We start from the raw sequence: 17,250 nt of genomic DNA on the forward strand, positions 1-17,250 counted from the left end.
AGCCGGGGCCGTACACCCGAACGGCCGATCCGCCGCAGTGCCTCACGTCCGAGTCCTCTCGGGGTGAGCTGACGCGGCACGGGGACCTCCGGGAGACGGTTCGCGGGACACCGCCCCCAGACTGGGATGATTTGTCGTACTACGCCCTGTTCAACTGCACCGGTCGGGTGAGAACGGAGGCGATCCGGGCAGTACCGCACGCGGTCCGCTCCGTACGCACTCACGGAACGTCACAACTGGTCGGAGCCCTGCCCTAAGCCGTCGGACCGCGCGCAGAAACGATCGGGCAGAGATGCGGAACCGGCTCCGAGGCCGGACAGTGGCTGGAGCGGCCCCACCCGGGCCTCTATGATCGGCACACTTTCCGGGTACGGAGAGACCTTTCCCAGCACGACAGCGAGCGAGTGCACTGCGGGAGCGAGTGGTGAGCGGAACGTCCGAAGGGCCGACGCCCGCGACTGAGCTCAACCGGCCGGTCGTCACAGAGAGTGAGATCCTCACGTCCCCCGGTGCAGAGGCGTTCGGTGCGGAGGGGCTCGGTGCAGAGGCCCTCGGTGCGGAGGCCGTAGCTGCAGAGGCCCTCGGTGCGGAGGCCCCCGGCGCCGAGGACTCCGACCCGCGCACACCCCCGCCGCCGTCCTACCGCTCCGTCTTCACCGCCGCCCCGCTCGCCATGGCCGTCGTCGACCGCGAGGGCACGGTCACCGGCGCCAACGCCGCCCTCGCCGAACTGCTGGGCCGCGACCAGGCCACCCTCACCGGCGCTGTCGCCGCCGACCTGGTGGACCTCGGCTCCGACGCCCGCACCTGGCACGCCTACCGCGAACTGCTGCGCGGCCGCCGCGGCCGCCTGCGCTGCACCCGCCGGCTCAAACACCCCGAGGGGCACGCGCTGTGGGTGCGGGTCACCGCCGCCCCGCTGCCCCCCGACGACGGGGGCGTGCTGCTGTCCGTCGCCGACATCAGCGACCACCGCGCACTGCAGTCCCGGCTGCGGCACCTGCGCGAGCACGACCCGGTGACCCGGCTGCCCAACCGCACCCTGTTCTTCGAACGCCTCACCACCGCCCTGGAGGCGGAGTCGTACGCGGAGAGCGGCACCGGCCGGATCGGGCTGTGCTACCTCGACCTGGACGGCTTCAAGGCCGTCAACGACACCCTCGGCCACCGCGTGGGCGACCAGTTGCTGGCCGCCGTCGCCGAACGGCTCACCCGGTGCGCGCAGGAGACGGGCCGCACCCGGGCCGGCATCCCGCTGGTCGCCCGGCTCGGCGGCGACGAGTTCGCCCTGCTCGTCGAGGACTCCACCGGCACCGAACAGCTCGCCGACCTCGCCGAGTCGCTGCTCGACGCCATCCAGGCCCCGTTCGACCTGGCCGGCCGGCGCCTGTCGGTCTCCGCCTCGATCGGCGTCGTCGAGCGGCACGCCGCCGGCACCACCCCGACCGCGCTGATGCAGGCCGCGGACACCACGCTGTACTGGGCGAAGGCCGACGGCAAGAGCCGCTGGACGCTGTTCGACCCGGAGCGCAACGCCACCCGGGTGACCCGCCAGGCCCTCGCCTCCACCCTCCGGCCGGCCATCGACCGGGGCGAGTTCGCGCTGGAGTACCAGCCGCTGGTGGGCATGGAGGACGACCGGGTGCACGGCGTCGAGGCCCTGATCCGCTGGAACCACCCCCGCTTCGGCACGCTGACGCCGAATCGGTTCATCTCCCTGGCGGAGGAGGACGGTTCGATCGTGCCGCTCGGCCGCTGGGTACTGCGCACCGCCTGCCGGCAGGCGCGCGCATGGCAGACGGAGCACCCGGACGGGCCGCCCATCTTCGTCAGCGTGAACGTGGCGGTCCGTCAGGTGTGGGACTCCGACCTGGTGGCGGACGTCGCCGACACGCTGGAGGAGACGGGACTGCCCGCGCACCTGCTCCAGCTGGAGCTGACCGAGTCGGCGGTGATGGGCTCCTCCGGCCGGCCGCTGCAGACCCTGAAGGCGCTCAGCGACATGGGCGTCCGCATCGCCATCGACGACTTCGGCACCGGCTACTCCAACCTCGCCTACCTCAGCAGGCTGCCGGTGTCGGTCCTCAAGCTCGACGGCTCCTTCGTGCGGGGCTTCCAGATCGAGGACCGCACGGCGAAGGCCAGCCCCGCCGACGAGGTGATCGTCGAGGCGATGGTGCAACTCGCCCACCGCCTGGGGCTGACCGTCACCGCGGAGTGCGTGGAGACCTCCGCGCAGGCCACCCGGCTGCGCCGGATCGGCTGCGACACCGGTCAGGGCTGGCTGTACTCACGCCCGGTCCCGGCCGACCGCATCTCCGAGCTGCTCGGCACGCCGGACGTTCAGGCGGGCGTCGGCAACCCGTAGGCGTCGGCGATCAGTTCGTACGACCGCACCCGGACGTCACCGCCGTGCGCGTTGGCGGTGAGCATCAACTCGTCGGCGCCGGTGCGCTTCTGGAGGTCGTCCAGGCCGGCCCGGACCTCGTCCGCGGTGCCGTGGATGACGTTGGCGTTCCAGGACTCCACGAACTCCCGCTCCATCGGGCTGAAGTCGTACGCCTCCGCCTCCTCCGGCGTGGGCACGAGCCCCGGGCGGCCGGTGCGCAGCCGCACCATGTTCAGCGCGGCGGCCAGCACCTGGCGGCGGGCCTCCTTCTCGTCGTCCGTGGCGAGCGCCGCGACGCCGATCAGCGCGTACGGCGCGTCCAGCACCGCGCTCGGCCGGAAGCTCTCCCGGTACAGGTCCAGCGCCGGGACGGTGTTCTGCGCGGAGAAGTGGTGGGCGAAGGCGAACGGCAGCCCGAGCATGCCGGCCAGCTGGGCGCTGAACCCGGAGGAGCCGAGCAGCCAGAGGGGCGGCCGGTGCGGGGACTGCACCCCGCCGGGCGAGGTGGCCTGCACCGGGCCGGGCACGGCGTGGATCCGCCGGTAGGGGTGCCCGTCGGGGAAGTCGTCGTCCAGGAAGCGGGTCAGCTCGGCGAGCTGCTGCGGGAAGTCGTCGGCGCCCTCGTTCAGCCGGTCGGTGCGGCGCAGGGCGGCGGCGGTCGCCCCGTCGGTGCCGGGCGCCCGCCCGAGACCCAGGTCGACCCGTCCGGGGGCCATGGCCTCCAGCGTGCCGAACTGTTCGGCGATGACGAGGGGCGCGTGGTTGGGCAGCATCACGCCGCCCGAACCGAGCCGGATCCGCTCCGTGTGCGCGGCCAGGTGCGCGAGGATCACGGCGGGCGAGGAGGAGGCCACACCCGGCATGGAGTGGTGCTCGGCCACCCAGTACCGGTGGTACCCGCGCGCTTCGCCGAGCTTCGCCAGCTCCACGCTGGTCCGCAGCGCGTCGGACGCGGTCCGCCCGGCCCCGACCGTGACCAGGTCGAGCACGGAAAGGGGAACGGGGGCGGAGCCGAGGGCGGTACCCCTGATCTCGTCGTCTGCGGTCACGTGGGGGTGCCTCCTGTCGTACGTCCACTCACACAGTGCTGTGCGGTGGAAGAACAGGGGGTGCTCCCCGCTTATTCCCCCGGCCGGGGGTGCGTGTCGTATACGTGCTCGCCCCCTCACGCGCTGCGGTGAGACCCGAGGTCGGCCGATGAGGGCGCCCGTACGCCGACCGGGACGAAGATTTCCGTACTGCTGGAGGGCTTGATGTGCAGCCCTGCCCTTGCGGACCTCAGCCACCCGAGGCCGACACCGCGTTTCCCGGTCGAGGAGCACCCGGCGGCTGGCACCCGGCCAGTCCGCTCCCCGGACGGTCTCGCGGCCATCACGTCCGAGTCGGACCAGGAACCGGGATGTTCCTTGCCTTCACGTACGCCGAGCGCCACCCCTGGCTCATGCCACCGAGGAGGTTCCGCCCGACACCGGCTCCTCCGGCCGGTGACCGTTGAGCGCGGGAAGGCGAAGGCCGAACGGTCACCGTCCAGGTCTATGGTCAGCGACGCGTCCAGTGCCTTGGTCAGGCGGGTGAGCAGCGGCAGGTTCGACACAGACCCGCTACCGGAGGACCGAGCCGAAACAGTAGCCGGGCTGCGAAAACGGCAACCGGCCGGATCACCGGGATGACCGGAGCCGGGCTCCTGGCACAGCGAGCTATCGCCTACGACCGTCCTACGGCCGGATCGCAGGCAAGGGCCGACCAGGGGGCCGACCCCTCACATGCGTCGCGAGGCTCACCGAGGGCGGTGGCCGGCACCACCTCCAGTCGGCAGCGATGCCCCGGCGGCTAACCCTCGCGGTGGGCCCCTCCCGCCCCGGCCCCGCGCCGCCAAACTGGGCGACGCGCCAGCCCTGCCCATATATCATCGGCGCTATGGGCAGCGGGCGGTACTCGATCGAGATCGAGCCGGAGGTGCGGCTGTGGCTGGAGAACATTCCGGCCCATCACTACAAGCAGGCCGAACGCGTCGCCGACCTGCTCGCCGAGCAGGCCGCCACGCTCGACGAACCGCACTCCCGCCATCTGGGCGGCAAGCTCCGCGAGCTGCGCTTCCGTCTGGGCGATACCCATCAGCGGATCACCTACTGGTTGGCGCCCGGCCGACGTGTCGTGCTGCTCACCGTGTTCCGCAAGACCAAGATGCGCGAGCAGGTCGAAGTGGACCGCGCCCACGCCGCACAGCGATTGTGCGAGGCAGAGCATGAAGCCGCCGCTGAGCACGACCTCTACAGCCGCAACCTCAAGGAGAACCGGTGAACCACAGCGAATGGAGGACCCGTCGCCACCGCCGGCTGCTGGGCGAACACCTGGACGCTGACCCCGAGTACGACCGGGTCTACGAAGAGGCCGGTCTCGCCATGACGTTGGGCAAGGCCGTCTACGACCGGCGTAAGCAGCTGGGCCTGAGCGAGGCTGACCTCGCCGAGCGCATGCACGTCGACGTCGATGACATCGAAGGCATCGAGACGGCCACCGAGCTGCCGCCCATCGCGGTCATCATGCGCCTGGCCCGCGCACTGGACCTCACGGTGGACGTGCACCTCGCCGGCGGAGACGAGCCCACCGTCACCATCGTCGCCCCAGCGGCCTGAGGCGGGGAGGAACCATGCAGGACCCGCCTTCCGCGCTCGCCCGTGAGCTCGGGCAACTCGTCCACGACCGGCGCATCGAGCTCGGGCTGTCCCAGGCCGAGCTGGCCGAGCGGTGCGGGATGAAACAGCCGCAGATCTCCCGCTTCGAAGGCGGCGGGACCGTGCCCACGCTCCCCCTCCTGCGCCGCCTGGCTCAGGCTCTCGGCGCCGACTTGACCATCAGCCTCACCCATCACGACAAAGCCGCTTGACACGCATTCGGAATCTCAGGAATTCCCCAGCCGGTGTAGGCCACTGACGGCAGTAATGACGGCAACAGCAGCAGGCTCCAGCGTACGAGCACGAACATCCGGCGACTGTCAAATGGTCCGCTGACCAGCAAACTTGCAGGTAGGAGCGGCCTGGTCTGCACACGTACTATGTGCCGGCGGGTGGCACGCCGATCCTGGTGCACCACACGTCGGCAGCTTGCGAGATCAACGTGAGTCGCAGTAAGTATCGTGAGTCTGCTCAGCACATCGAGGGCCGCCAGAGCTGTGGGGCGTTCCATTCCTCCAAGTCAGTGCTGGGGCCCGCCGAGTCCACAGGGTGTTCAAAGCCTGCCACTCATCGCTATACCCAGTCAGAAACTCGTAGGCACTGAGAATTTCCGCTGCCCAACCTTCCAAAGGTGCGAATAGTGGTGTGTGATTGATGGGTAGTCGATTGGACAAGCTGATTTCCGGATCGAACGAATAAATCGCCTCTTCCTTGATTGCGAACTGACCACCAAAGGTGTGATTGAGTATGGATCTCGCCTTATCCCGAAGTGTCCATTCGTGTTGGGTGGAGAATTTTCCACCGGAAACATGTATGTGCTCGATTCTGTGAAGGCAATGTGCCTTCGAGGCGACTTGGCGGTGCAACTCCGAGATCGCCCGGATGGGGCAACCGTGCGATTCAAGATCGTAGACTAGATCTCTCAGGCTTGATTGCAGCCAGTTCGGAGATTCAACGCTCAGTGCACACGCATACTGACCTTGAATGCTTGATGTCGTTTGGTGGCTGGCTTCGGAGGCCTTTGTCGGTGAGCAGCCGTAAAGGACGTCGGGGCGGTACTGGGCTGGCGTAGGCCGCGCCGGACCGCGGTGATCAGGTCGTCGGGGTCGGCGAAGGCACGATTGGCCGTGATGGTGCGTCGTAGGACGGACCAGATGCTTCGACTGCATTGAGGTCGGGTGCGTAGGGCCGCAGCTGGAAGACGGTGAGCCAGTCGCGGTCGGCGGTGTAACGGCGCATGCTGTCTGTTCAAATGTCCCAGACCAGCAGGATCGGGCCGCCGAGCTGTTGGTGGGCGGTTCGGATCAGATCGCGGTAGTCCTTCAAGGAGGAGCTCCTGCGTCCATCCGGCAGGGCGTCCGGGCAGGGTCGGTAATCAGTCGGAGGGGTTCGCCGGACTTCTAGCAGGCCGGGCGGCCACCGATAAGCGGCGGCGAGCGCGGCCCCGCACTGCGGACCAGGTGCGTGGCCGCGGCGGGATCACAGGTCCTGCCTCGCCGCTGCGTCGTCGAAGGATCCTTCGCCTGGATCCTGCGCAGCCGACGCCTGGTCCGCAACTATGAGCGACGCGCCGACACCTGCGAGAGCGTCATCCCGTGGTCGATGATGGACTACGACTTTGATCGCCGTCAGCCGCTTCTTACGGACTCCAGCGCACCCTGTGCTCCGCCAGATGCGACAGCACCGCGTGGTTGGCCTCCCAGCCGTCCGGAAACTTCACCAGCGTCCCGAGCTGGACCGGTTCCGTGGACGGGTAGTCGTCCAGGAGGTCCGTCACGCCCTCGCGGCAGACGACGATGCACGCGTGGCGGTGACGGGAGGCGAGGACGCAGAGGCGGCCCGTCTCCAGGTGGAACGCCGTCGCGTCGGGGCGGCCGGACAGCGGGTGGAGTACGACCGTCACGTCGTACTCACGGCCCTGGAGCCGGTTCGCCGTGTCGACGGTCACGTCGCTCACGCCCAGGTCCGCCAGCGCCGCGCGGACCGCAGCCGCCTGGTCGCGGTGGGCCGTGCCGACGGCGACGCGGTCCGCCGTGAGCGGGGTCGGATCGGGGGAGCGTTCGGAGACCGACGCGCCGCCCCGGTCCAGCAAGCGGCGGACCACCAGGGCGATCGCCCCCACCGCCTCCGGGTCGGTGCGCGGGGTGTGCCGGGCGGGCAGCTCCAGCAGGCCCCAGCCGGACTCGGCCGCCTCGTCGATCACCCGGTCCGGGCCCGAGCCGTCCGACGGGACGGCCAGGGTCAGGGCGCGGTCGCCGTGGTCCGTGCCGCTGCGGAAGGGCGTGAACGGGTAGAACGCGTCCGACACCAGCGGCGCCGCCGAGGCGGGCAGCCGCCAGGACACCGGCAGGCGGTGCTGCGGCAGGTCGGGGTTGTGCGCGAGCAGCGTGGTGACGGCCGAGCCCGACGGGTCGTACGACAGCCCCGCCCACTGCTCGGCGCCCACGATCGAGAACGGGTCCAGCTGCCCCGGGTCGCCCACGAACAGCGCCCGCTCGAACAGCCCGGCCACCGCGAGCAGCGCGTCCGAGCGCATCTGGTACGCCTCGTCGACGATCGCGTGCTGCCACGGCTCCACGTTCTTCACGTGCGCCCACTTCGCCGCCGTCGACAGCACCACCGGCAGCCCGGCGAGGTCCGCCGCCTTCGCGGACGTGCGCACCTGGTCCAGGGCGTCCAGCGCCTTGTCGTACGGGTCGGTGTCGCTGCTGTGCAGGCGGCCCACCGGCAGGTCGGGGTTCTTCTCGGCGAGGCGCAGCACGAGGTCGTCCACCTGCGCGTTCGTCTGCGCGACCACCATCAGCGGGCGGCCCGCCTCGGCCAGCTCCAGCGCCGCGCGCACCACCAGCGTGGACTTGCCGGCGCCGGGCGGGGAGTCGACGACGACACCGCGCGCGGCGCCGTGGAGCGTGTCGTGGAGGATCGCGTCCGTGGCGCGGGCGGCCGCGGAGCCGGGGTCGAACACCGTCTCCTCGACGGGGGCGGTCACAGCACGTCCTCCTCGGTCACCGGGTCGGCGGGCTCGGGGGCGGGCTCCTCACCGGGCGGCCCGCCGTGGGTCCACGGCGTCTCCTCCGGGTCGGGCAGCTTCGCGCCACCGCGCGGTTCGTGCTCGAACAGCGTGAAGCACAGGCGGTCGCCCTTCTCCGGCACCGAACCGGGCTCCGGCTCCTTCCCCCGCCCCATCTTGTCCATGATCCGCAGCACCAGCAGGCCGTCCTCGGGGCCCGCCTCGTACCCGGCGAACTCGGCCGTCTGCGGCTTCCCGCCCAGCGAGCGGTACACCTTCGTACGCTCCCCCAGATGCGGCCGGTCGTCGGTGCGGACCGTGACCAGCGGGCGCGGGCTCGGCCGCTTGCTCTCGCTGTAGGCCATCACCACGTCGACGACCTCCCCGGCGAACGCCTCACCGGACAACCGCCGCGCCGCCATCACCAGCGGGTCGTCGAGCGCCTCCTGCGCCTCCAGACGGGCCTGCTCCCGCTCGCGGGCCGCCAGCTTGTTCGCCGCAGTCACCGCGTCGTCCCGGCGGGGCTGCGGCGGCTCGCCGGACGCCACCCGGTCCCGGTGGCCGGTGTACGACCAGCGGTCGCGCGTCCAGCGCTCCTCGACCCGGGCGCCCTCCGGCAGCTCCCGCAGCAGGTCCAGGCCCCGCCACACCGCGTCCCAGGTGGGCCGGGTCCGGCTCTCCACCAGCGCGCGGATCTCCCGCTCGGCGGCCGTCAGCGTGCCCAGCCGGTCGTCCGCCTCCAGGCCGTCCTCGGCGGCTGCCAGAGCCGTCCGGGCGCGGTCGTAGCGCTCGATGGCCGGGGCGAGCAGCTTGTTGTCGAACGCCGGGTCGGTGGCCGGGCCCGCGGGCGGGCAGATCAGCTGACCGTCGTCGTCCCGCTTCAGCTCCGCCTCCTCGGCGGCCTCAGCGCCGGAGCGGCCCTCGGGCGGGTCGATCCAGGCGAGCAGCGCCCCCAGGTGCTGGTCCTCCAGCGTGGACTGCCCGGTCGCCCAGTGCCGGCCCAGCACGTCGGTCACGGCCAGCAGCAGGCAGGAGCCGGGCACCCGGGCCCGCTCCCCGAAGTGCGTCAGCCAGCGCCCGAGCAGCGGCACCCGGGGCGGCGCCGGGAACGGGGCCTCAGGGTCCTGCTCCGCCGTACGCCGGAACCGCATCGAGCGCCCGAGCAGCCGCACCAGGTCGATGCCCGCCCGGCTGGGCACGACCAGCTGGGGGGCGTCCGCGCACAGCTCCACCTCGACCTTGACCCGCTTGCCGGTCTCCGGGTCGGTCTCCGAGCGCTCGGCGGCCTCCACGGCGTCCGCGAACGAGTCGACGTACGGCAGGACCACGTCGGCCAGTTCGGCCAGGAACGCGAACCGCAGGTCGCGGTCACGGGGCTGCGCCACCACCAGCAGACGCGGCGCGTCCCGGTCGGTGCCCACCAGCGCGCCCAGCGGGGCGCCCGCCTCACCGGCGGTGACCAGCGGCACGAACACCAGGGGCCGCTCGGCCAGGTGCCGGTGCCGGACGGTCGCGGCCGGCTGGGCGCGGCCGGTGTCGACGGCCTCGAGCCGGGCCAGGGTGGCGATCAGCGACACGGGGCCACCTCCCGCGCGCCCCCGGCGGCTTCACGGGCCTCCCCGGCGGCGGACGCCAGCGCCTCCGCGCGCAGGGCGGCGGCCCGGCGCAACGCCGCCACCGCCGGGTCGTCGGGGTCGCCGGCCTCGCCGCGGGCCGCCGCCAGCACGTCCCCGACGGTCGTCAGACCGCCCAGTTCGGCCCGCACCGGACGGCCCAGGGAGGTCACCGCGCCGGACGCGCGGGAGCGGTCGCGGCAGTGGAAGGCCAGCTCGCAGGCGGACAGGCACTCGGGCGCGTAGGTCGCGGGGACGGACTCCACGGCCTGCTCCAGCTGCTCGGCGGGCAGCTCGGGGGAGAAGCAGGTGCCCTCCGGGAGCGTGTCGGCGATCTCCTCGATACGGGTGAGACGGGCCAGCTGGCGGGCGGTCACCGCGCGCTGCTTGCGCACGTCCACGGCGGAGGCGGCCGGCAGGTTGGAGAAGTCCTTGGGGCACACCAGCAGGACCCGGTGACGCACACGCGGGGGCGTATCGAACCGGGCGGCGACCCGCTCCAGGGCCAGCACGTACACCGCGGCCTGGCGGGCGGCCGCGCCGACCTTCGCCGGGTCCGCCGCCCCGTCCAGCATCGGGAACGACTTGATCTCGACGACCGTCCAGCTGCCGTCGGGGTGCACCACCACCGCGTCCGGCTCCAGGAAGGCCAGGGAGCCCGCCACGTCCAGGGCGAGCATCGGGTGGTCCAGCAGCGTCCACGCGCCGGGCGCCTCGGCGGCCTCGCGCAGCGCGAGCTCCGTGCGCGCGGTGCGGCCCTCGGGGCCCTGCGCGGTCAGGTCCGGCACGCGCGCCCCGGCGGGCGGTTCGGCGGAACGGTCCAGCTTCTCGTGGGCGAGGCGCAGCAGCTCCGTACCGCCGTCGGCCTTGACCTTCGCCTCGAAGGCGTTGCCCCGGACGAACGCGAACTGCGACTGGCCGAAGACCGAGGGGGAGCCCAGGGCGCTCGCCAGCTTCGCCTTGTTCACCCCGGCGCCGTCGAGGATGGCGCGCCGTCTGCAGCCCGGGTTGGCGGCGAGGGCCGCCAGGGCGCGCGCGTCCAGCGCCTTGGCCGGTACCTCGGGACCCCGCAGCTCAGCGAGCCGCTGCCGGAGCCCCGTCCCCCGCGTCCGTGGGGGAGGCACCCGGTTCGGCTCCTGCTCCGTACCGCGACTCGGGATGCCGCTGCCGTGGAATTCGCTCACCCGCGGAAGTCTGGCATCCGGCACTGACAATCGTGGCATCCGTGTCGGACGAGGCCGCCGGGACGGACACGGAAGCGGGCAGGTACCGCGCCTTCACCAGGCCGGCGACCCGGCTCACGTACGGGGCGAGCAGCAGGCCGGCGCCCATCACGGCGGCACCCGCCAGCGCGTCGAGGAAGTAGTGGTTGGCGGTGCCCATCACCACGATCGTGGTCACCAGCGGGTAGACCACCGCGGCGGTCCTCGTCCAGCGCCCGCGCCCGTACTTCCAGAGGATCACCCCGCACCACAGCGCCCATCCCACGTGCAGGCTGGGCATCGCCGCGTACTGGTTGGTCATGCCGCCGAGACCGCGCGGGGCGCTCGCCTCGCCGCCCCACCAGCCCCAGGAGCTGTAGTACGCCATCGTGTCCACGAACCCGTGGCTCGCGTCGAGCAGCCGGGGCGGGCAGGTGGGCAGCAGGGTGAAGCCGATCAGACCGATGAACGTCGACGTCATCAGCCAGGTCCGGGCCGCGCGGTAGCGCACCGCGTGGGAGCGGAACAGCCAGATGAGCACCGCCGGGGTCACCAGGTAGTGCAGGGAGGCGTACCAGAAGTCGGCGGGTATGCCGATCCACGGTTCGCGGGTGAACAGGCGGTTCAGCGGGTGCTCGGCGTTCAGGTACAGCGCCTTCTCGATGCGCAGCAGCGCCAGGCCGTGGTCCACGGCGTCGGCGACGTCACCCCGGACGACCAGCCGTCCCGCGGAGTAGCAGGCGTACACGAGGAGGATGAGCGGCAGCTCGGTCCACCAGCGCAGCCGGGTCGCCGGGACCGCCTCGGTGCCCGGTGTCTCGGTGTGCGGCATCCGATCGCTCCCCCTTCGTCCTCGCGCTGTCCTGGTCGGCGGCGAGCCACTCTACGTTGTGCGCGCGTCTTCCCGCGTGCACGCCCTCGGAACCGGATAGACGCGGAGATCGCCCCCCGGGTTGCCCGCGTCCAGGGTGCGCGATGATGGACGGGTCCCGCCTGCGATTTTCGGAAGGTTCCCATGGCACCGCGCATCCTGCTGGCCCGGCACGGACAGACCGCGTGGTCGCTGTCCGGCAAGCACACCGGCCGGACGGACGTGCCGCTGCTGGAGGAGGGCCGGCAGGGGGCCAAGCTGCTGGGCGAGCGCCTGCACCGGGCGCCGTACGACGGACTGCCGGACGTCGAGGTGCGCACCAGTCCGCTGTCCCGCGCGCGGGAGACCTGTGAGCTGGCCGGCTTCGGCGACCGCGCCCGGCACTGGGACGCGCTCCTGGAGTGGGACTACGGGGCGTACGAGGGCATGACGCCCGCGGAGATACAGGCGGTGCGTCCGGGCTGGCTGATCTGGCGCGACGGCGTCCCCGAGGGCGAGACGCTCGCCGGGGTCACGGCCCGCGCGGACGAGGTGGTCGCCTGGGCACGCTCCGCCGACCGGGACGTGCTGGTCTTCGCCCACGGCCACATCCTGCGGTCCATCGGCGCCCGCTGGCTGGGCCTGCCGCTCGACTTCGCGGCCCGCATCCGCCTCAACCCGACGTCCCTGTCGGTCCTGGGCTGGGCCTACGGCGAGCCGGCCCTGGAGAGCTGGAACGACGTGGGGCACCTTGTCCCCTGACGCGCGTGTCACTTCACGCGCGTGTCACTTCACGCGTGCGTCACTCCACGCGTCCGTCACGTCGCGCGCGTTCAGGCGCGTGACGCGGCGGTGCCCGCCGTGAGGATGCCCTCGACGCCGTGCAGGAGGGTCTCGCAGACCAGCTCCGGGTCGAACAGGCAGCCGGCCGCCATGGCGCCGTCCCTCAGCATCACGAAGTGCCGCCCCGCCGCGTCGGCGGGCTCGATGCCCGCCCGCCCGAGCAGCTCGGTGACGGTCTCCAGGAACCACTGCCGGTGGTCCAGCACGGCCCGGTGCACCGGGTGGTCCGGGTCGGGGAACTCCGCCACCGCGTTGAGGAACGCGCAGCCGCGGAAGCCGGGGGAACGGATGCCGTCGGCGATGGCCCGCGCGACCGCCCGCACGTCGTCCGCCGGAGTGGCGTCCGGCTCCCGCGCGCCGGCGACCTGTGCCCGTATGCCCTGGTCCGCCTGGCCGAGATAGGCGAGGACCAGCTCCTCCTTGCCGCTGAAGTGGCGGTACAGCGTGGCCCGGGTGACCTGGGCCTCCTCGATGATCCGGTCGACGCCCACGGAGTGGATCCCCTCGGCGTAGAAGATCCGCGTCGCCGTCCCGAGCAGCCTGGTCCGCGCCTCGGACGGCTTGCTGTTTCGTGTGCCCCGACTCATGGGGCCGAGCGTACCAAAACGGAGATGGAGAACGTTCGGTCTTGACGGGTGTGGGGTGAGCCACTTCAATAGAGGAAGACCGAACGTTCTCCCTCCTGCTCCGCAGGTCCGCCCGCCACCGAAAGGCACCCTCGTGGACACCCTCGTCACCGCCCCGGCCCCCGCACCCGCCTCCGCTCCCGCGGCCCTGCGCAGGCTGTACTTCGTGCGCTTCGCCTTCGCCGCCGTCTGGGCCGCCCTGCTGTTCGCCACCGCGGACACGCTGGGCCCGCTCAGTGCGACGCTCCTCGTGCTCTATCCGCTGTTCGACGTTGCGTGCGCGGTCGTCGACGTGCGGTCCGCGGCGGCGGACGGCGGTCCGGTGCGCCACCTGTACCTGAACATCGTGCTCAGCACCCTCACGGCCGTCGGCCTTGCCGTCGCCGCCACCTCCGGCATCCCGGCGGTGCTGCGGGTCTGGGGCGCCTGGGCCGTCACCGCGGGTCTGGTCCAGCTCGTGGTCGGCGTCGCCCGGCGCCGTATGGGCGGACAGTGGGCGATGATCGCCAGCGGCGGCATCTCGACCCTCGCCGGTGTGTCGTTCGCCGCCCAGGCCGGCGGCGCCGACGCCTCCCTCAAGACGCTCGCCGGCTACGCCTTCCTCGGGGGAGTGTTCTTCCTCGTCTCCGCCCTCCGCCTGGGTCGCGCCACCCGGCGCGCATGACCCGCCCCGAGCCCCGCGGGCCCCATCGGCGTCTCCCCCGGCGCCGGCGGGGCCCGCGGCTTCCCGTCGGCGCAGGGCCCCGGTGAGCGCGACGGACCTCGGCCGGGGCGATTCCGTGCCGGTCCGTCCGCCGCGGGGGCAGATCGTCCGCCGCGGGGTCAGATCATGCGCGGCAGCGAGGCGTGGCGGTCCAGGAACTCCGAGACGCCGGACGCGCGGCGGTGCGGCAGCAGCACCCGGGAGGTGCCGGACAGCATCGTGCGGACGCGGGACGACTGGACCTCGGTCAGCAGGTCGAGGGCGCGCATGCCCGCCTGCGCCGCCTCGTCGGGCAGGCCGCCGCGCGCCAGGTCGTCGGCCAGCTCCGCCGTGTACAACGCGATGTTGCGGGTGAAGTGCGGGTCCTGGAGCTCCGCCGCGCGGCGCGCGTGGCGAGCCGCGCGCGGCCAGTCGCCCAGCGTGGACCAGCACTGGGCCTCCAGGCCCTCCAGCTCGGCCTCCCCGTAGAAGCTCATCCACTCCGGATCCGCCTCCGAGGTGCCCCGCTGGAAGTAGGCGTGCGCCCGGGCCAGTGCCTGCTCGCACCCCGCGCGGTCGGCGAGCCCCGCCCAGCCGCCCGCCTCCCGCAGCGCCAGCAGCGACATCAGCCGGGGCGAACCGAGCGGCCGTGCCGCCCGCTGGGCCGCCTGCGCCGCCCGCACCGCCTCCCGGGGCCGGCCCGCGTCGCGGGCGAGGAACGCCGTGTTGCAGAAGGCGTGCGCCTCCAACCCGGCGTCGCCCGTCACGCGCGCGGTGGCGAGCGCCTCCGCGTAGTGGGAGCGCGCGTCGTCGAAGCGGCCCGAGTCGTGCGCCAGCCAGCCCACCGAGATGGCCAGCTCCCCGGCGCCCGAGTACAGCCGGTCCGCCGTGCGCTGCCGGGTCGCCCCGGCGTCGAGCAAGGCGTACGCGGCCCGCAGCGGGGCCGCCGCGCGGCGGTAGAGCCCGTCCGCGCCGTGCCGGTCGTCGAGCAGCCGGATCCGGCGCACGGCCTCTTCCAGGGCGCACGCCTCGCCGGTCCCTACGCGGCGCACGGGGCGCTGCGCCGCCGAGGCGTCGGGGGCGAGCCCGTAGGGGCTCAGCGTGGCGGCGGCCACCGTGGCGCCCCCGCCGGTCATGAATGCGCGACGCAGCACGTCGCTCTCCTCGTAGTCGTGCGGGCCGTACTCGTCGTACGTGTCGTACCGGTTGTGCGTCTCATACGGTTCGCACGCCCCGCTGTTCTCACTCGTGGCGTTCGGCGGGTCCTCCGTGCGGGCCGCGGGGACGTCCCCGGCGGCCCGGTTCCGGCGCCCGCGGACCGACGAGCGGGGCGCGAAGCCCAGGTCGGTCAGCGTGCGGCCGGGGAACATGTGCAGGAACACCCGCTCGTAGGCGTAGTTGGGGCAGCGGATCTCGCCCGCCTCGACCCGGTGCACGTACCGCGCGTCACAGCTGACCCGCTCGCCGATCTCACGGGCGGCCCGCCGTACCGCCGCGGCGAACTCGGCCGGCGAGCGCGATCCGCGCAGGTGCCGGAAGACGAGGTTCGGCCGCGGTGGCCGGGCTGGCTGGGACGAGGGCACCGATGACGACGCCATGGCCGGGTCCTCTCTGCGAACCGTCGAACCATGCCGGGATCGGGGCGGCTTGTCCGAGTGCCACCCTGTTTCCGGCGGGCATGAACGTACCTGCTGTGACGGGCTGGGTACGCTGAGTTTGGCTACATACCGGATATGTCGTCCGCGTTCTGCCATGAAGTGCCATCCTTTGCGGCGGACTTCTGCCGTAGCCCTTGACGACGCGGCTCGTTGAGTTCAGTGGACCGGGAGCCCCCCGACTCCCGACCCCTAGTCCGAGCGGGATGTGTGGTGGAGGCCGGGATGATGACGACCAGTCGGAAGAACGACCCTTTGGAACCCGCCGGTCCGGACTGCGACGTGGTCACGGTCCCGGCCCGGCAGGGACTGGAGGCGGTGGACATCCTGCGGCGCGGAGCCGGTGACGCGGTGGGCCCCGTGCTGCACGACGGCGGTGGTGACACCCTCGCGTTCCTTGTGCCGCCGGGGACCGCGGCCGCCTGGGACGTCCCCGGCAGCGTCTGTACGGAGACCGACGGCCGCGGCCTGCGGCTGGCCCCGGACACGCGCGAGGGGGGCTCGGACTGGCTGGTGCCGCCCGGCGAGGCGGACCTGGCGACGGACCCGGCGGTACTGCGGGAGGCACTGGGCGAGGCCCAGCGGATGATCGCGGCGGCGGACAGCTGCAGCTGAGGGACGGCCGCATCCGAGAGGCGGCCATGCCGGTGCCCAGGGATGCACCTGTGCGCAGGGCTGCACCTGTGCGGAGGGCCGCACCCATGTGGGTAGCCGCGCCTTCGCTGCCGGTCGGCGGGCCGCGCCTCCCGCCTGGGACAATGGCCGCATGGGTAGGGCCAGGAGCAGTGGACGTGGGCAGCCGGCCGCCGAGGCCGTCACCGAACAGGTCGACGGAGGGCTCGCCCAGCTCGTCCCGGACCGCGACCGGGCGCGCGCCTGGACGCTGCTGATCGACGGTGCGCCGCAGTCGCACGTCGACCTGGACGACCCCGCGTACCTCTCCTTCGAGTACCAGCGCCGCTTCGGGCACGTCGTCGACCTCGTCGCCCCGGCCGGCAAGCCGCTCCAGGCCGTGCACCTCGGCGGCGGCGCCTTCACCCTCGCCCGGTACGTCGCGGCCACCCGGCCCCGCTCCACCCAGCAGGTCGTCGAGCGCGACGCGGCCCTGGTGCGCCTGGTGCGGCGCGAACTGCCGTTGGACACCCGGGCGAGGATCCGGGTGCGGGCGGCGGACGCCCGCGAATGGCTCGCCAAGGTACCCGACGGCTGGGCCTGCCTCGTCGTCGCCGACGTCTTCGGCGGGGCCCGCACCCCGGCCCACCTCACCTCCACCGAGTTCCTCGACGACGTCCGCCGGGCCCTCGCCCCGGGCGGCGTCTACACCGCCAACCTCGCCGACGGCCCCCCACTCGCACACCTGCGTGGCCAGATCGCCACCGCCGCCGCCCGGTTCGCCGAACTCGCGCTGATCGCCGACCCGGCCGTACTGCGCGGCAAGCGGTTCGGCAACGCGGTCCTGGTCGCCTCCGACGCACCGCTGCCGCTCGCCGAGCTGACCCGGCGGGCCGCATCCGACGCGCACTCCGGCCGGGTCCTGCACGGCCGTGAGCTGCTCGACTTCACCGGTGGCGCGGCCCCGGTGACCGACGCGGCGGCGGTCGCGTCACCGGCCCCGCCGGCGTCCGTCTTCCGCTGAGCGTCGCGAACCGCCCGACGCCGGGCCGGCGTTCACCTGGCCGGCCTCCGGCCCGCGCCGAACCCCCGC

The 17,250-nt window shown here is 72.8% G+C and carries 14 protein-coding genes and 2 pseudogenes; 9 read left to right on the forward strand and 7 right to left on the reverse strand.

Annotated features, from left to right (window positions below):
- Window positions 1–424: 424 nt before the first annotated feature.
- Window positions 425–2,368: a putative bifunctional diguanylate cyclase/phosphodiesterase gene (locus ACIF8S_RS04345; RefSeq protein WP_399997231.1), complete on the forward strand. Its 1,944-nt coding sequence runs from the start codon at window positions 425–427 to the stop codon at window positions 2,366–2,368.
- Here the strand turns inward: ACIF8S_RS04345 and ACIF8S_RS04350 are convergent.
- Window positions 2,344–3,438, reverse strand: coding sequence for an LLM class flavin-dependent oxidoreductase (locus ACIF8S_RS04350; RefSeq protein WP_399997232.1), 1,095 nt, complete (start codon window positions 3,436–3,438; stop codon window positions 2,344–2,346). The genes ACIF8S_RS04345 and ACIF8S_RS04350 overlap by 25 nt on opposite strands.
- Window positions 3,439–4,306: 868 nt before the next feature.
- Between ACIF8S_RS04350 and ACIF8S_RS04355 the strand changes: the two genes are divergently transcribed.
- The 4 genes and pseudogenes from ACIF8S_RS04355 to ACIF8S_RS04370 all read left to right on the forward strand — a co-directional run.
- On the forward strand, window positions 4,307–4,690 hold the full coding sequence (locus ACIF8S_RS04355; protein ID WP_399997233.1) for a type II toxin-antitoxin system RelE/ParE family toxin: 384 nt from the start codon (window positions 4,307–4,309) through the stop codon (window positions 4,688–4,690).
- Complete coding sequence (locus ACIF8S_RS04360; RefSeq protein ID WP_232649539.1) at window positions 4,687–5,025, forward strand: helix-turn-helix domain-containing protein; 339 nt, start codon at window positions 4,687–4,689, stop codon at window positions 5,023–5,025. The genes ACIF8S_RS04355 and ACIF8S_RS04360 overlap by 4 nt, the downstream gene beginning before the upstream one ends.
- 35 nt (window positions 5,026–5,060) lie before the next feature.
- Window positions 5,061–5,276: pseudogene (locus tag ACIF8S_RS04365) on the forward strand (helix-turn-helix domain-containing protein); the annotation flags it as partial.
- A 1,270-nt stretch (window positions 5,277–6,546) separates the two neighbouring features.
- Window positions 6,547–6,642 (forward strand): annotated as a pseudogene (locus ACIF8S_RS04370) (IS5/IS1182 family transposase); the annotation flags it as partial.
- 61 nt (window positions 6,643–6,703) lie between these two features.
- Here ACIF8S_RS04370 and ACIF8S_RS04375 read toward each other — a convergent pair.
- Genes ACIF8S_RS04375 through ACIF8S_RS04390 form a run of 4 tightly spaced genes read right to left on the reverse strand, consistent with a single transcriptional unit; the run spans window position 6,704 to window position 11,721 of the window.
- The gene (locus ACIF8S_RS04375; protein ID WP_399997234.1) at window positions 6,704–8,053 is read right to left on the reverse strand and encodes an AAA family ATPase; all 1,350 of its coding nucleotides are present in this window, start codon (window positions 8,051–8,053) and stop codon (window positions 6,704–6,706) included.
- Window positions 8,050–9,651, reverse strand: coding sequence for a hypothetical protein (locus tag ACIF8S_RS04380; protein ID WP_399997235.1), 1,602 nt, complete (start codon window positions 9,649–9,651; stop codon window positions 8,050–8,052). The genes ACIF8S_RS04375 and ACIF8S_RS04380 overlap by 4 nt, the downstream gene beginning before the upstream one ends.
- A complete protein-coding gene (locus ACIF8S_RS04385; RefSeq protein ID WP_399997236.1) occupies window positions 9,642–10,811 on the reverse strand; it encodes a hypothetical protein in 1,170 nt (389 codons plus the stop codon). The genes ACIF8S_RS04380 and ACIF8S_RS04385 overlap by 10 nt, the downstream gene beginning before the upstream one ends.
- Window positions 10,762–11,721, reverse strand: coding sequence for a phosphatase PAP2 family protein (locus ACIF8S_RS04390; RefSeq protein ID WP_399997238.1), 960 nt, complete (start codon window positions 11,719–11,721; stop codon window positions 10,762–10,764). The genes ACIF8S_RS04385 and ACIF8S_RS04390 overlap by 50 nt, the downstream gene beginning before the upstream one ends.
- A 183-nt stretch (window positions 11,722–11,904) precedes the next feature.
- On the opposite strand from ACIF8S_RS04390, the gene ACIF8S_RS04395 reads away from it, so the two are divergent.
- A complete protein-coding gene (locus ACIF8S_RS04395; protein WP_399997239.1) occupies window positions 11,905–12,501 on the forward strand; it encodes a histidine phosphatase family protein in 597 nt (198 codons plus the stop codon).
- A gap of 71 nt (window positions 12,502–12,572) precedes the next feature.
- Here the strand turns inward: ACIF8S_RS04395 and ACIF8S_RS04400 are convergent, their stop codons facing one another.
- Window positions 12,573–13,169: a TetR/AcrR family transcriptional regulator gene (locus ACIF8S_RS04400; protein ID WP_399997241.1), complete on the reverse strand. Its 597-nt coding sequence runs from the start codon at window positions 13,167–13,169 to the stop codon at window positions 12,573–12,575.
- Between the two features lie 133 nt (window positions 13,170–13,302).
- Here ACIF8S_RS04400 and ACIF8S_RS04405 point away from each other — a divergent pair, with 133 nt between their 5' ends.
- Entirely contained in the window at window positions 13,303–13,872 is a 570-nt protein-coding gene (locus ACIF8S_RS04405) for a hypothetical protein (protein WP_358874031.1), read from the forward strand.
- 158 nt (window positions 13,873–14,030) lie between these two features.
- Here the strand turns inward: ACIF8S_RS04405 and ACIF8S_RS04410 are convergent, their stop codons facing one another.
- Window positions 14,031–15,488 (reverse strand): hypothetical protein, encoded by a 1,458-nt coding sequence (locus ACIF8S_RS04410; protein ID WP_399997242.1) that lies wholly within the window; start codon window positions 15,486–15,488, stop codon window positions 14,031–14,033.
- Between the two features lie 285 nt (window positions 15,489–15,773).
- Here ACIF8S_RS04410 and ACIF8S_RS04415 point away from each other — a divergent pair, with 285 nt between their 5' ends.
- Both ACIF8S_RS04415 and ACIF8S_RS04420 read left to right on the forward strand, forming a co-directional pair.
- On the forward strand, window positions 15,774–16,160 hold the full coding sequence (locus ACIF8S_RS04415) for a hypothetical protein (protein ID WP_399997793.1): 387 nt from the start codon (window positions 15,774–15,776) through the stop codon (window positions 16,158–16,160).
- A gap of 151 nt (window positions 16,161–16,311) precedes the next feature.
- Window positions 16,312–17,181: a spermidine synthase gene (locus tag ACIF8S_RS04420; protein ID WP_399997243.1), complete on the forward strand. Its 870-nt coding sequence runs from the start codon at window positions 16,312–16,314 to the stop codon at window positions 17,179–17,181.
- Window positions 17,182–17,250: the final 69 nt, after the last annotated feature.

The organism is Streptomyces sp. NPDC085937 (genome assembly GCF_044540535.1).
Taxonomy (GTDB): domain Bacteria; phylum Actinomycetota; class Actinomycetes; order Streptomycetales; family Streptomycetaceae; genus Streptomyces.